This window comes from Corynebacterium sp. HMSC072D12, assembly GCF_001813925.1.
Classification (GTDB): Bacteria; Actinomycetota; Actinomycetes; order Mycobacteriales; family Mycobacteriaceae; genus Corynebacterium; species Corynebacterium aurimucosum.
Genome location: NZ_KV814411.1, coordinates 176,340 through 189,627, shown reverse-complemented (window position 1 = coordinate 189,627; position 13,288 = coordinate 176,340). Strand labels below are relative to the sequence as shown.

The 13,288-nt window shown below is 59.2% G+C and carries 12 protein-coding genes and 1 pseudogene; 11 read left to right on the top strand and 2 right to left on the bottom strand.

The window, feature by feature from the left end; all coding sequences use genetic code 11:
* Positions 1–391 (bottom strand): annotated as a pseudogene (locus HMPREF2943_RS08470) (HNH endonuclease); the annotation flags it as partial.
* A gap of 303 nt (positions 392–694) precedes the next feature.
* Between HMPREF2943_RS08470 and dapB the strand changes: the two are divergent.
* From dapB to HMPREF2943_RS08435, 7 genes are all read left to right on the top strand, one after another.
* Positions 695–1,441 carry a 4-hydroxy-tetrahydrodipicolinate reductase gene (gene dapB, locus HMPREF2943_RS08465; protein WP_070711328.1) on the top strand — a complete coding sequence of 249 codons (747 nt, stop codon included), beginning with the start codon at positions 695–697 and terminating at the stop codon, positions 1,439–1,441.
* Positions 1,441–2,190 carry an FAD-dependent thymidylate synthase gene (gene thyX, locus HMPREF2943_RS08460; RefSeq protein WP_070711327.1) on the top strand — a complete coding sequence of 250 codons (750 nt, stop codon included), beginning with the start codon at positions 1,441–1,443 and terminating at the stop codon, positions 2,188–2,190. The genes dapB and thyX overlap by 1 nt, the downstream gene beginning before the upstream one ends.
* 72 nt (positions 2,191–2,262) lie before the next feature.
* Complete coding sequence (dapA, locus tag HMPREF2943_RS08455) at positions 2,263–3,171, top strand: 4-hydroxy-tetrahydrodipicolinate synthase (protein WP_070711326.1); 909 nt, start codon at positions 2,263–2,265, stop codon at positions 3,169–3,171.
* A gap of 2 nt (positions 3,172–3,173) precedes the next feature.
* Positions 3,174–5,243, top strand: a complete 2,070-nt coding sequence (locus HMPREF2943_RS08450; protein WP_070446719.1) for a ribonuclease J — start codon at positions 3,174–3,176, stop codon at positions 5,241–5,243.
* 43 nt (positions 5,244–5,286) lie between these two features.
* Positions 5,287–5,928, top strand: coding sequence for a TIGR03085 family metal-binding protein (locus HMPREF2943_RS08445; RefSeq protein WP_070711325.1), 642 nt, complete (start codon positions 5,287–5,289; stop codon positions 5,926–5,928).
* Between the two features lie 77 nt (positions 5,929–6,005).
* Positions 6,006–9,224 (top strand): DNA translocase FtsK, encoded by a 3,219-nt coding sequence (locus HMPREF2943_RS08440; RefSeq protein WP_070711324.1) that lies wholly within the window; start codon positions 6,006–6,008, stop codon positions 9,222–9,224.
* A gap of 179 nt (positions 9,225–9,403) precedes the next feature.
* Entirely contained in the window at positions 9,404–10,522 is a 1,119-nt protein-coding gene (locus tag HMPREF2943_RS08435; RefSeq protein ID WP_070644975.1) for a TerC/Alx family metal homeostasis membrane protein, read from the top strand.
* A gap of 17 nt (positions 10,523–10,539) precedes the next feature.
* Here HMPREF2943_RS08435 and HMPREF2943_RS08430 read toward each other — a convergent pair whose 3' ends face one another.
* Positions 10,540–10,830 carry a YciI family protein gene (locus tag HMPREF2943_RS08430; protein WP_010190299.1) on the bottom strand — a complete coding sequence of 97 codons (291 nt, stop codon included), beginning with the start codon at positions 10,828–10,830 and terminating at the stop codon, positions 10,540–10,542.
* Between the two features lie 47 nt (positions 10,831–10,877).
* Between HMPREF2943_RS08430 and pgsA the strand changes: the two genes are divergently transcribed.
* The 4 genes from pgsA to HMPREF2943_RS08410 all read left to right on the top strand — a co-directional run bounded on the left by pgsA (position 10,878) and on the right by HMPREF2943_RS08410 (position 13,285).
* The gene (gene pgsA / locus HMPREF2943_RS08425; protein ID WP_210386014.1) at positions 10,878–11,468 is read left to right on the top strand and encodes a CDP-diacylglycerol--glycerol-3-phosphate 3-phosphatidyltransferase; all 591 of its coding nucleotides are present in this window, start codon (positions 10,878–10,880) and stop codon (positions 11,466–11,468) included.
* On the top strand, positions 11,465–11,950 hold the full coding sequence (locus HMPREF2943_RS08420) for a nicotinamide-nucleotide amidohydrolase family protein (protein ID WP_070644971.1): 486 nt from the start codon (positions 11,465–11,467) through the stop codon (positions 11,948–11,950). The genes pgsA and HMPREF2943_RS08420 overlap by 4 nt, the downstream gene beginning before the upstream one ends.
* A gap of 45 nt (positions 11,951–11,995) precedes the next feature.
* Positions 11,996–12,343, top strand: coding sequence for a helix-turn-helix domain-containing protein (locus HMPREF2943_RS08415; protein ID WP_049157573.1), 348 nt, complete (start codon positions 11,996–11,998; stop codon positions 12,341–12,343).
* Between the two features lie 105 nt (positions 12,344–12,448).
* Complete coding sequence (locus tag HMPREF2943_RS08410) at positions 12,449–13,285, top strand: PspA/IM30 family protein (RefSeq protein WP_070446724.1); 837 nt, start codon at positions 12,449–12,451, stop codon at positions 13,283–13,285.
* The last annotated feature ends 3 nt before the right edge of the window (positions 13,286–13,288 follow it).

Sequence of the window (13,288 nt, the reverse complement as noted above, 5' to 3'; positions counted from 1 at the left end):
GTTTAGAAGGGGTAAAGAAGTCAGCCAGGAGGGTGTCGATGAACTCTAGGGTTTCTTTTGTTAGGGCTGTCAGTGCTGACATGGGTTGATCAATAGCAATGAGGGATTCAATATCCAGCAGGCAGTGGGTGTCTTGTATGGCTTTGACTTTCGGCAGGCTACCCAGCCGGTGGATAGCACGCAGGCCGGATTTAATGTGGCCTTCCGGCAGTGACCAGGCCGCCACTAGGGATAGTGCGGTGGTGTTGATATCGGCGTGCAGGCTGGGCATGGCCCCGACCCAGGTTTTATAGGTGGCTCTCCGGGCTTGAGCACGAGCCATCGCATGTGGATTATTAGGGTTGGTGGTGGAAAAGAAAAAGGTAGGCGGGCGTGTAGCAGTAGTGGTCATGGTCTCCCCCGAGATCAACATGAGTTAGAAGAAGTGTTCTAAACATAATCCTAGCGGCCACCGCCACACATAGCCATAGTTAGCGCTAAATTCATGTCAAGTCGTCACTATAAACGGGGGTAGCCACCATGGGTTAGCCAGGACATTCGATGCCGAATGACTTGAGTGGTGTCGCCTGTGTCCGCAACGAAAGGAAGAAAATGCGTATTAAAGGCAGCCTTTTGAGCCCTGTCTGAAACCTCGCCGGTGTCAGGGATAGACTGGGCACAGTTAACCGCACGAACACGTATGAAGGGATTGTGAATGACTATCAAGGTAGGCGTCTTGGGGGCTAAAGGGCGCGTGGGCCAAGCAATCGTGGAAGGCGTTAATGCGGCAGAGGATTTGGAGCTAGTTGCTTCCATCGACCGCGGGACCCCGTTGGAGAAGCTGGTTGAATCGGGTGCCGAGGTCGCCGTCGACTTCACCCAGCCGGCATCGGTCATGGACAATCTAGAGTTTTGCATCGCACATGGCATCCACGCTGTTGTGGGGACCACGGGATTCGATTCAGAACGCCTAGCCAAGGTGGAGGGGTGGACTCAGAAAGAGGACGCCGGCAACGTTCTCATCGCCCCGAACTTCGCTATTTCAGCTGTACTGACCATGGTGTTTGCCGCGCAGGCGGCGAAGTTCTTTGACAGTGCCGAGGTAGTTGAATACCACCACCCGAACAAGCTCGATGCGCCGTCCGGTACCGCGGTTCACACTGCGCAGGGCATTGCAAAGGCTCGCCAGGAGGCAGGCTTGGACGCTATGCCGGACAAGACCGAGCAGTCTCTCGATGGAGCGCGCGGCGCAGACGTCGATGGTGTTCACGTCCACGCAGTCCGTATGCAGGGAATGGTGGCTCATGAAGAAGTTATCTTCGGCACTCAAGGCCAGTCCTTGACCATCCGTCAGGATTCCTATGACCGCTCTTCCTTTACCCCCGGTGTTCTGCTGGGTGTACGAGAAATTGCATCCCACCCAGGCTTGACCGTGGGACTTGAGAAGTACTTGGGGCTGTAATGGCAAAAGTCTCTGAGCTTGATGTCCAGCTCATTGCGGCAACCGCTTTCCATGCGCCGCGAGGAGTGGACTGGGAGGTTGATGAGGGGGCGTCGGAAAGCGAGGCTCTAGTCGAATTTGCCGGGCGCGCCTGTTATGAGTCCTTCGACAAGCCGAATCCCCGTACCGCCTCAAATCAGGCCTATCTGCACCACATTCTGGAGGTAGGCCACGATGCATTGCTGGAGCATGCCACGGCGACGCTCTATATACGGGGACTGTCGCGGTCGGCGTCGCATGAGCTGGTTCGCCACCGTCATTTCTCCTTCTCGCAGCTCTCGCAGCGCTTTGTGCATTCCGAGGAAGCAGAGGTAGTTCTGCCCAAATTCATTGCGGAGGATGAACAGCTAACGCGGTTGACCTTGCAGGTGGCCGACGAAGCGAGGTTTGTCTACGAGGAGCTCCTTGACGCTCTCGAGTCCAAGCTGGAAGAGGAGCCAAATGCATTGCTGCGCAAGAAACAGGCTCGACAAGCAGCGCGTGCGGTATTACCCAATCTCACGGAATCCCGCATCGTCGTGACGGGAAACTATCGCGCGTGGCGTCACTTTATTGGCGCGCGGGCGACTGAACAGGCCGATACAGAGATGCGCCAGCTCGCCGTCACGTGTTTAAAGCTCTTGCGGGAGCAATCGCCGGTGCTTTTCGACGACTTCCATATCACCACCCTGGCTGACGGTACCGAAATGGCCTCGAGTCCCTACGCTTAAAGCACTCAGTAGGAGACTCGCGCACGACCCCGATGCGGCCAATGGGGGCGAAAGCAGGTAATCTTGACGCCTATGAGCACAGGTATGACAGCACAGGCAGGCGTCGACACCTTCGGACGCGTAGGCGTAGCTATGGTCACTCCATTTGACCAGGACGGCGGCTTAGACGTGTCCGCTGGTCGTCGCCTAGCAGCTCATTTGGTTGATAGCGGCGTAGATTCGCTCATTTTGTCTGGGACCACGGGCGAATCACCGACGACGTCGTTGGATGAGAAACTGGAGCTGTTCGCAGCTGTAAAGGAAGAGGTAGGCGGCCGCGCTAAGTTGTGCGCTGGTGCGGGAACTAATAACACCGCCACCAGTATTGAGGCAGCGCGCGCTTTCGCTGATGCGGGAGCAGACAGCCTTCTGGTCGTGACCCCGTATTACTCCAAGCCTTCCCAGGCTGGTGTGTACGCGCACTTTAGCGCTGTGGCTGACGCCGTGGACCTCCCAATTTGTCTGTACGACATTCCTGGCCGCTCGGGCATTCCGATTGAGACGGAGACCCTTCTTCGCCTCGCGGAGGTGCCGAACATCAAGGCTGTTAAGGACGCCAAGGGCGACCTTGTAGCAGCCGCACCGCTTATCCAGGAAACCGGTTTGGCATGGTACTCCGGAGATGACGGACTGAACTTGCCGTGGCTGGCCCTCGGTGCTTCGGGCGTTATTTCCGTGATTGGCCATATTGCTCCGCGGGCCCTGGCTGATCTCTGCGTAGCCTTCGATGAAGGCGATATTGCACGTGCACGAGAGATTAACGCGAAAACTTTGTCCCCGCTCGTCGAGGCACAAGGTCGCCTCGGAGGAGTAACTCTTGTTAAAGCTGCCCTGCGCCTGCAGGGTATTGAAGTTGGAGAACCTCGTCTCCCAGTTACCGCGGCTGACGCGGAGGAGATCGAGGCTCTCCGCCACGATTTGGAAAAGGCTGGAGTCCTTTAAGAATGACTGAATCCCGTAATCGCTCCCGCAAGGTAACCCGTAAGGCGGGTCCGCCTTCGGAGACTGAGACCGCCTCGAATGAGGCGGCTTCGCCGGTTTTCCAAGCGCCGAACGAATCGGCTGCTTCCGGCGCCACTTCTAAGGAGTCTGGAAACTCTGACGACGGCAACCGTCGTTCCCGTTCTCGTGGTTCCCGTGGCGGCCGTGGTCGCGGCCGCGGCGGCAACAACAACCACAACAACGGCAATAGCAACAACGGTGGTCGTAACAACCGTAACCGCAACAACAACCGCGGTCGCCGCAATGTGCCCAAGTCCATGCAGGGCGCGGACTTGACCAAGCGTCTGCCAGAGCCGCCGAAGCAGCAGAAGGATTCGCTGCGTATTTATGCTCTGGGCGGTATTTCTGAGATCGGTCGAAACATGACCGTCTTCGAGTACCAGGACGAAATGCTCATCATCGACTGTGGTGTGCTCTTCCCGTCCTCCGGTGAGCCGGGCGTGGACCTGATTCTCCCGGACTTTGGCCCGATTGAGAAGAAGATTCACAAGGTCAAGGCGCTCGTCGTCACCCACGCACACGAGGACCACATCGGTGCGATTCCGTGGCTGCTGAAGCTGCGCCCGGATATCCCGATCGTGGCTTCGCGCTTCACCATTGCGCTGATCGCGGCCAAGTGTAAGGAGCACCGCCAGAAGCCGAAGTTCGTAGAGGTCAACGAGAAGTCCGATGTGAACTACGGTCCGTTCCGCTGCCGTTTCTGGGCAGTGAACCACTCCGTCCCGGATGCGCTTGGCGTCATGCTGGGTACCCCGGCCGGCAACATCATCCACACCGGTGATATCAAGCTGGACCAGACCCCACTGGATAATCGTCCGACGGATCTGCCGGCCCTGTCGCGTTACGGCGATGAGGGCGTGGACCTCATGCTGTGTGACTCCACCAACGCCAACATTCCGGGTGTGTCTGCCTCTGAGGGCGACATTCCGGCAACGTTTAAACGCCTGGTGTCTGGGGCCAAGCAACGTGTGATCATCGCCTCCTTCGCCTCCAACGTTTACCGCGTGCAGGCGGCTATCGACGCCGCCGTGGCCGCCGGCCGCAAGGTTGCCTTCAACGGTCGCTCCATGATGCGCAACATGGAAATTGCGGAGAAGATGGGCTTCCTGAAGGTCCCGCGCGGCACCATTATCCCGATCGATGAAGCAGCCAAGATGGCTCCGCACAAGGTGTTGCTCATTACCACCGGTACCCAGGGCGAGCCGATGGCGGCGCTGTCCCGCATGGCCCGCCGCGAGCACCGCCAGATCACGGTCCGCGATGGTGACCTCATCATCTTCTCCTCCTCCCTGATTCCGGGTAACGAGGAAGCCGTGTTTGGCGTTATCAACATGCTCTCTCAGATTGGTGCTGAAGTCATCACCAACAAGGAAGCTAAGGTTCACGCCTCCGGCCACGGCTACGGTGGCGAGCTGCTCTTCCTCTACAACGCTGCCCGCCCGAAGAACGCGATGCCGGTGCACGGCGAGTGGCGCCACCTCCGCGCGAACAAGGAGCTGGCTATTTCCACCGGTGTGGCCCGCGACCGCGTGGTCTTGGCTCAGAACGGTGTTGTCGTCGATCTGCGCAACGGCCGCGCTGAAGTTGTCGGCCAGATCCCTGTGGGCAACCTCTACGTCGATGGTGTGTCGATGGGTGATGTCGACGCAGATACCCTGGCGGACCGCACCAACCTGGGTGCTGGCGGCGTTGTTTCCATCACCTGCGTCATTGATAACCGCACCTCGCGCCTGCTCGAGCACCCGACGGTGTCCACAACGGGCTTCTCCGACGATGACCGCGGAATCGTGCCCGAGGTGGCTGAGATGGTGGAGAACACCATGAATGACCTCGCAGCGGAGGGTGAGAACGACACCTACCGCATGGTGCAGAAGCTGCGCCGCAAGGTGTCGAAGCTCATGGATTCCAAGTACAAGCGCGAGCCGGTGATCCTGCCGACCATCGTGCCGACGAACTCGGATATCTTGCTGCCTGACGACGACGAAGTTCACGCTTCCCGTGAATCGCTCTAGGCTTTAGGCCAACAGCGCCCCAGCGTTCCCGTCTTTGGTGGGTATGCTGGGGCGCATGTCGTTTTCCTCAAGCGAGCGCGCCAAAATGGTGGCGTTATTTCATGAACTTGGTCCCGACGCACCGACGTTGTGCGTGGGCTGGTCGGCCCATGACCTCATAACGCATTTGTGGGTTCGTGAGAACCGCCCTGATGCTGCGATCGGGGCTTTTATCCCGGCACTGTCTTCTCATGCTGATGACATCGCTAGGAAGATTCGTGCGCAGAAGGCATATGAGGAGCTTGTTGATTCCTGGGGTAGGGGAGCGGGCAGACTCAATCCTCTGCGCTATGCGGACCCAGTATTCAATGCTGCGGAGCACTTTGTCCATCATGAGGATCTTCGCCGCGCCAATGGTCACACTGAACCGCGGGATTTGTCACGAGCCGCACACGCCGAGCTTCGTGCGCCGTTGAAACTACTAGGCACACGGCTGTTATCACGTTCTCGCCGTCCTGTCGTGCTGGAACCACAGGGCTTTCCACCGATCGTGGCCGCGGATAAGCGGCACGTTTCGGAGCAAGGCGATGCAGTGGTGCGGGTGCGTGGCACCGTGGCCGAATTGCTTTTGTGGGCTTTCGGCCGCGAGGCCGCGCGGGTTGAGATCGAGGGCGATACCTCCGCCATCGTTAGGTCAAGCCTGTAGGCTGAACTGCGAAAATTCTTTAGCATGCGCGTGTGGCGCATGTGGTTAATGGTGCGTTTGCTACTAGAGTGGCAGGCATGTCTGTCAAGAACGCTCCGTCTCGCGCCTCCGGTCGAGGTCGCACCGTAAATCGGGCGCGGCCGTCGGGCCGCACAAGCTACTCGCTGACGTCTGCAACCCGCGCTGCCGAGACCTCCGAGGAGAGGACCGGCAGCGCCTTTCGTGCCGTTGGCCGCGGACTCGGCAGCGTTTTTGGCGCCACCGCCAAGGGCATGGGAAGCATGGCGCGGGGAGTCGGGCATGGCCTCGCTGGGCTTAAGCCAGCTGAAGCGGGAAGCCGGGACGAGGATCTCTACGATTCTGCTTATGATGCGCCCCATGATGAGGGGGCAATTGATGATTACGACGAGTTGAGGGAGCCAGGGGAAATTTCTGGACGCGCGAAGAATAAAAAAACTAGCAAGAGGGCAGAGGGCGCTGCTTCGTCGAAGAGCAAGGTGACCCGGGTCCATGACGTCGACGGTGATATGCCGACGACCGTTATGGAGCGCCCTACTCGCATGGAGAAGAGCATTCGTGTCTCTAATCCAGATGCGGTTGCGCTCGTGCTGATTGGTGTGGCCATCATCCTTGCCTGTGCAACGTGGTTCCAAGTCGCCGGCATTATCGGTGAATACCTCACCAATGCTGTTCGCTACGTCATTGGTGCAGGCGCCTATGTCCTTCCCGTGGCATTGATTGCGGTTGCCATCGCGCTCATGATGGACCTGTCCGGTCCCGCGGGCCATTTCAAGCCGCGCGTCGTGGGTGGCACCGCCCTCATCGTGGTGTGCATGCTCAGCCTCATCCATATTTTCGCTGGGCTCCCGAAGCTGACCTGGAAGGACAATGCCGCCGGAGAGGCCGGTGGTGGCATCGGGTATCTAGTAGGCGAGCTATTGGTAGCGGCCTTCTCCAGCTATGTGGCGGTGCCACTGCTTTTCCTGCTCATCGTGTACGGAGCGCTCAATATCACTGGCATCACCCTGCGCGAGGCATATGACTTCGTGGCCGCCCAGTTTTCCGCGCTCCTCGGCGGACTCCGCGATCGGAAGAACCGCTCAGATGAGGAACTGCTTGACGACGCCCCCGCGGACGATTACGGCTACGCCAGCGAGGACATCGACGCCATCGCCGAAGGGCGCGAGCGTCCCGCACGCCCGGCGTATACTCCGCGCCCGCGCCCGAAGCTGACACCGAAGCAACCCCCGAGGCAGATGCCGGATGAGAATGCCACGGTCTCCTTTGACTCCGCGGCACAGCCTGTAACCCAGGAGCCGGTACAGCACGGTCGCCCAAGCTTTGATAGCCGAGTCGATGACACAGATGAGATCCCTGCCGTCCCGGAACTGGAGCCGGCTCCACAGCCGGAGCAGAAGGCGGCATCGCAGCCAGTATCCAAACCAGCACCGAAAAAGCGTCCGCGCGTGGACGTCGGCGGTGCCGCCGGTGCAGCACTGGGAGCGGCGGCTGCCGAGGCGTCGGCAAGCGCAGCGTCGGCTGGCTCAGCGGGAGAGGACGTGGTCTCCGCCGCTCATTCCGAGGCAGTGCGCATGTTCCAGGAACGATCCGGACGTGATGCGCGAACGGGTGCCAAGATTGAGGATGAAGCCCAGAGCGTAGCCGAAGAAACACCCGCAGCTCCGAGTGGTGCGGAAGACACTGCCCTGGGCGGCGGCTACGATGTGCCGACGACGGACCTGCTCACCGCCGGCAAACCTGCGAAGGCACGCACGGAGGCTAACGATCGCATCATCGAGGCCATCACCGAGGTCTTCGAAGAATTCAAGGTCGATGCCCAGGTAACCGGTTTTAGCCGTGGTCCGACAGTCACGCGCTATGAGATCGAGCTGGGCCCTGGCGTCAAGGTTTCGAAGATTACAAACCTGCAGTCCAACCTGGCCTACGCCGTCGCGACAGATAACCTGCGCCTGCTCACCCCGATTCCGGGCAAGTCCGCAGTCGGCATTGAGGTGCCCAATGCTGACCGCGAAATGGTGCGGCTGCGCGATGTCTTGGATTCCCCGGCACTGCGCGCCGACCATGACCCCATGCTGATCGGCTTGGGCAAGGACATCGAGGGTCAATACACCTCTTTCTCCGTAAAGAAGATGCCGCACCTGCTTGTGGCCGGCGCAACCGGTTCGGGTAAATCGGCGTTCGTGAACTCCATGCTGGTCTCGCTGTTGACCCGCGCGACGCCGGAAGACGTCCGCCTCATCCTCGTCGACCCGAAGATGGTGGAGCTCACACCGTACGAAGGTATCCCGCACCTCATCACTCCCATCATCACGCAGCCGAAGAAGGCTGCGGCGGCCCTGCAGTGGCTGGTGGAGGGGATGGAGCAGCGCTACATGGATATGCAGGCTGCCCGAGTGCGCAAGATTGAGGACTTCAACCGGAAGGTCCGCAGTGGCGAATACCAGGCTCCTGCCGGCTCCCAGCGAGAGATGCGCCCGTACCCGTACATCGTGTGTGTCGTGGACGAGCTCGCAGACCTCATGATGACAGCCCCGAAGGAAATCGAGGATTCCATCGTCCGCATCACCCAGAAGGCGCGCGCAGCCGGCATTCACCTTGTGCTCGCAACGCAGCGCCCGTCCGTGGACGTTGTGACCGGTCTTATTAAGACCAACGTTCCTTCTCGTCTGGCTTTTGCGACGTCCTCGCTTACGGACTCTCGAGTCATCCTGGATCAGGGTGGAGCCGAGAAGCTCATCGGTATGGGCGATGGCCTCTTCATCCCGCAGGGCGGCCGCCCCGTGCGTATGCAGGGTGCGTTCGTCTCCGACGAGGAGGTGCAGGCGGTTGTCGACGCCGCGAAGGCACAGGGCTCGCCGAACTACACCGAAGGCGTGACGGACGATAAGGCCTCGGAGGCGAAGAAGGAGATCGACGAAGAGATCGGCAAGGATATGGACGACCTCTTGGAGGCCGTCGACCTTGTGGTCACCTCCCAGCTGGGCTCCACGTCGATGCTCCAGCGCAAGCTGCGCATCGGCTTTGCCAAGGCCGGTCGACTCATGGACCTCATGGAGTCGCGCGGTGTGGTTGGGCCTTCCGAAGGCTCCAAGGCGCGTGAGGTATTGGTCAAGCCGGAGGAGCTCGACACCATCATCTGGATGATCAAGGGCGCTGACCCAGCAGAGGCCCCGAAGGAGGTCCAAGACGCTGAAGATGCCGGCGGGGTAGATGACGCTGAAGCCGATACCCGCACCGTAGAAATCTCCGCTAACCCCTCCACAGGTGCGTTCTAAGCTCCGTGTAGGATAGGACGAGTCTTGGAGGGGAGTACCCCAATCCACGGCGTCGATCGTCAACACGGCAACTGCGGTACAGTTCCCGGTCGCGCCGGCTAGCGGGACTGTGCATAGAGCCTGCTAGCGGGGGAGACCTCCGGTCTTTATTGTCGCGTCGACCGGAGGGATAACTCATTATGCATGTGCCACTATGGGTCTGGGCCATCACCATCGCGGTGATCTTGGGCTTTTTTGTTTTCGATTTCTATAGCCACGTCCGCTCACCCCACGAGCCCAGCATCAAGGAATCCGGTGGGTGGACACTGTTCTACATGGCCGTCGCCGTTGTCTTTGGCGGAGTTGTATGGGTGCTGTGGGACAGTGAACATGCGGCACAGTTCTACACCGGTTGGGTGACGGAACAGGCGTTGAGCGTGGATAACCTGTTCGTGTTCTCGCTCGTCATGGGCTCCTTCAAGATTCCCCGCAGGTATCAGCAGAAGGTCCTGCTCATCGGTATCGTCCTAGCGCTGGTTTTCCGCCTTGTCTTCATCTTGATGGGCGCGGCCATTATTGCGGCATGGTCGGATGTCTTCTACCTGTTTGCCATCTTCCTTATTTACACCGCAGTCAAGCTGCTCATCGATGAGATCAACGGGACGCCCGAGACCGACCCCAACGACATGCTGGTAGTCAAGTGGCTGCGCAAAGTGGTCCATGTGACCCCGCGCTACCACGGTGACAAGCTCACCCACCGTGAGGAATCCGGTGAGAAGAAGGGCAAATTCGCCCTGACGCCGCTTTTCGTTGCTTTGGCGGCTATCGGGCTGATCGACGTCATGTTTGCCTTCGACTCCATCCCAGCTATCTACGGCATTACCTCGGAGCCTTTCCTCGTCTTCACCACCAATGCCTTCGCTCTCATGGGGCTGCGCCAAATGTTCTTCCTCATTGATGGCCTGTTGGACCGCCTGGTCTACCTGCCTTATGGCCTGGGTATTATCTTGCTGTTCATTGGTGTCAAGCTGCTCTTCCACGCTCTGCACGAGAACAACTTGCCCTTCATCAATGGAGGTGAGAATGTCAGCGCAGTACCGGAGATTACGACCCTTGTGTCGCTACTGGTCATCGTCGGCGTCCTCCTGGTTACGGTGTTGTTGTCGGTGTGGAAGGACAAACGCGACCAAGCCCAGGGTGGCGTGGTGGTTTCTCACAACCACTATGATTGGGACGATTTTGGCAACAAGATCGTACGCAACAAGGAGGGCGAGCTCGTCGGCAAGGCGGACGAACTTCCCAAGTCCGAGCTGCCTTAAACTCGGGCCGCGGGGATTTAGAAGGAATTAATAACGGGATTCCACTCGCGGAAAGCGCGCCCAGTAACAGCGCCTTCGGTGTAGAAGGGATCCTGGTCCATGAGGGCGATGACATCGGCCACCTTTACGGACTCATCCTCAAATTGCAGGACGATGAGCGCCCCGCCCTTGGAATCGGTGTAGGGGCCAGAGCCACAGATCTGGCCCTTGTCGTGGAGTGCGCCGATGAATTCGCGGTGCTTCGGGCGAACCTCAGCAATAACCGGGTTAGATGGATTGTATTCATAGGAAACTGCGAAATACTTCATACCGACCATGGTAGTGCTCGCCCGAGGGGCAGGCAGGCCACGGTAGGATGAAGAGCGTGAATGATTCTCAGGCTGCGCACAAGCAATCTCAAACTACGGATGTTAACCCCGAGGTCTCCAATTGGAACCTGCCCAACATCCTGACCAGTTTGCGCATCCTCTTTATCCCCCTGTTTGCCTGGCTGGTGCTCGCCGGCCATGAATGGTGGGCTTTCCTCTGCTTCGCGCTCTTGATGCTCACGGATAAGTTGGATGGCGATATTGCACGCGCGCGGGGACTCATCACTAACTTTGGCAAGATTGCGGACCCGATCGCGGATAAAGCCCTGATGACCGCGGCCCTCGTGTGCCTCAATATCACCGGGGCTTTGCCGGTGTGGATCACCGTGCTGATTCTGTTTCGCGAATTCGGCATTACGATTTGGCGCTTCTTCTTGCTGCGTCAAGGGAAGGTGGTGCCGGCTTCCCAAGGTGGAAAGCTCAAGACAGCGTTGCAGACTGTGGCGGTGGCGTTGTATCTTTGTCCGCTGCCAGGGTGGATGGACCTTCCGAGCCTCCTCGTTATGTTGGCCGCCGCCTTCGTTACCGTCCTGACCGGCATCCAGTACCTCATTGATGGCCATAGGGAGAACCAATGAGCATCGAGGCGCAACTAGTATCCACGCTCAGCGAACGCGGTGAAACTGTGGCGTTCTGTGAGTCCCTTACTGCTGGTCTAGCCGCTGCGACTGTGGCGTGCATCCCGGGAGCCTCGGCGGTGCTGCGGGGTGGGCTGGTGACGTATGCGACAGAGGTCAAGGCTCATTTTCTCAACACCACCGTGGAAGAACTTGAGGAGCAAGGCGTGGTGTCTGCTGCGACTGCTGCGCAGATGGCTGAGGCGGCGGTCGTTGAAACGCGTGCAGATTGGGGGGTAGGGCTGACTGGTGTAGCCGGGCCGGACCTCCAGGAAGGCAAACCCGCGGGCACGGTGTACGTGGGGTTATGCGGGAGGGGTGGCGGGGGCGTCGCCAAGCGCGGCGTCCTTTATGAGCTTCCTGCTGAGGGGCGCAACGCGATTCGTTTCGCTGCCGTTGAGGCGGCATTGAGTCTTCTCCTATCAACTCTTGAAGAAAATTAGTTGATTGTGGGAACAAGTACGACTGCTGAGCCGTTGTACGGGGTGATGAACACTTCAGTTGCACTACTCGATAAACCCACCCAGTCCCCGGCGCGGTCGACGCGGACTCCTGAACCGCTGCTGCGTGAGGCCCTCGGATTAACGCTTCGCGCCTTCCGTGCGGATAAAGGCGTGACCCTCCGCGAACTCGCCGGTGTGGCGCGTGTTTCCCCGGGATATCTTTCGGAGCTGGAGCGTGGCCGCAAGGAGGTTTCCTCCGAGCTGCTGGCCTCTGTCTGCCATGCACTCGATGTCAGCGTCTCCGATGTCCTCATTGAGGCGGCCGGCTACATGGCGTTGCCGTCGATGGATGAGGAACTTGCATCCACTGCGCCAGCTGCATCCGAGTTATAGAACTGCGGCGTAGCTCTCCTTGCTTCGCTAATATTAGGCAGGCAGAGAATACTCTGATTACCCATTTATCCACACAACGAACTGCTGAGAAAGGCACCTTCTGTTATGGCGAATCCATTCGTAAAGGCCTGGAAGTACTTGATGGCTCTCTTTGACTCGAAGATCGAAGAGAACGCTGATCCGAAGGTGCAGATCGAGCAGGCGATCGAGGACGCGCAGCGCCAGCACCAGGAGCTATCCCAGCAGGCCGCTGCGGTGATTGGTAATCAGCGTCAGCTGGAGATGCAGCTCAACCGTCGTCTTAGTGAGATTGAAAAGCTGCAGCAAAACACCCGCAACGCTCTCAGCTTGGCGGACAAGGCCCGTGCTGAGGGTGACGTGCAGAAGGCTACCGAGTATGAGAACGCAGCGGAAGCCTTTGCCGCCCAGCTGGTAACCGCGGAGGAGTCTGTTGAAGACACCAAGAAGCTGCATGATCAGGCACTGCAGCAGGCGGAGCAGGCTAAGAAGGCCGTCGAGCGCAATGGCATGGCTTTGCGTGAGAAGGTTAACGAGCGCTCGAAGTTGCTGTCCCAGCTCGAGCAGGCCAAGATGCAGGAGAAGGTCTCCGACTCCCTTAACTCGATGAACGAGCTTACCGCGAATGGCAACACGCCTTCCCTAGATGCCGTGCGCGATAAGATTGAGCGCCGCTACTCCAAGGCTTTGGGTCAGGCGGAGCTCGCGGAGAACTCTGTGTCGAACCGAATGCATGAGATTGAGCAGGCCGGTGTGCAGCTGGCTGGCCACTCCCGTCTTGAGCAGATTCGCGCCGAGATGAACAATCCGAAGGCTGTAGAGGGCAACTCCCAGCAGGCAATCGGTTCGGCTGAAGCTAAGGCTCAGCCGAACGTGCAGGATGATGCCGTCCAGGCTCGCCTACGTGAGCTGCGCGGTGAATAGAGT

What these genes read in the sequence shown, in the direction of transcription:
- dapA (WP_070711326.1), top strand. Translation starts at nt 2,263, where the DNA reads ATGAGCACAGGTATGACAGCACAGGCAGGCGTCGACACCTTCGGACGC.
- HMPREF2943_RS08445 (WP_070711325.1), top strand. Translation starts at nt 5,287, where the DNA reads ATGCTGGGGCGCATGTCGTTTTCCTCAAGCGAGCGCGCCAAAATGGTG.
- HMPREF2943_RS08420 (WP_070644971.1), top strand. Translation starts at nt 11,465, where the DNA reads ATGAGCATCGAGGCGCAACTAGTATCCACGCTCAGCGAACGCGGTGAA.
- HMPREF2943_RS08430 (WP_010190299.1), bottom strand. Translation starts at nt 10,830, where the DNA reads ATGAAGTATTTCGCAGTTTCCTATGAATACAATCCATCTAACCCGGTT.
- dapB (WP_070711328.1), top strand. Translation starts at nt 695, where the DNA reads ATGACTATCAAGGTAGGCGTCTTGGGGGCTAAAGGGCGCGTGGGCCAA.
- thyX (WP_070711327.1), top strand. Translation starts at nt 1,441, where the DNA reads ATGGCAAAAGTCTCTGAGCTTGATGTCCAGCTCATTGCGGCAACCGCT.
- HMPREF2943_RS08410 (WP_070446724.1), top strand. Translation starts at nt 12,449, where the DNA reads ATGGCGAATCCATTCGTAAAGGCCTGGAAGTACTTGATGGCTCTCTTT.
- pgsA (WP_210386014.1), top strand. Translation starts at nt 10,878, where the DNA reads ATGAAGAGCGTGAATGATTCTCAGGCTGCGCACAAGCAATCTCAAACT.
- HMPREF2943_RS08450 (WP_070446719.1), top strand. Translation starts at nt 3,174, where the DNA reads ATGACTGAATCCCGTAATCGCTCCCGCAAGGTAACCCGTAAGGCGGGT.
- HMPREF2943_RS08435 (WP_070644975.1), top strand. Translation starts at nt 9,404, where the DNA reads ATGCATGTGCCACTATGGGTCTGGGCCATCACCATCGCGGTGATCTTG.
- HMPREF2943_RS08440 (WP_070711324.1), top strand. Translation starts at nt 6,006, where the DNA reads ATGTCTGTCAAGAACGCTCCGTCTCGCGCCTCCGGTCGAGGTCGCACC.
- HMPREF2943_RS08415 (WP_049157573.1), top strand. Translation starts at nt 11,996, where the DNA reads ATGAACACTTCAGTTGCACTACTCGATAAACCCACCCAGTCCCCGGCG.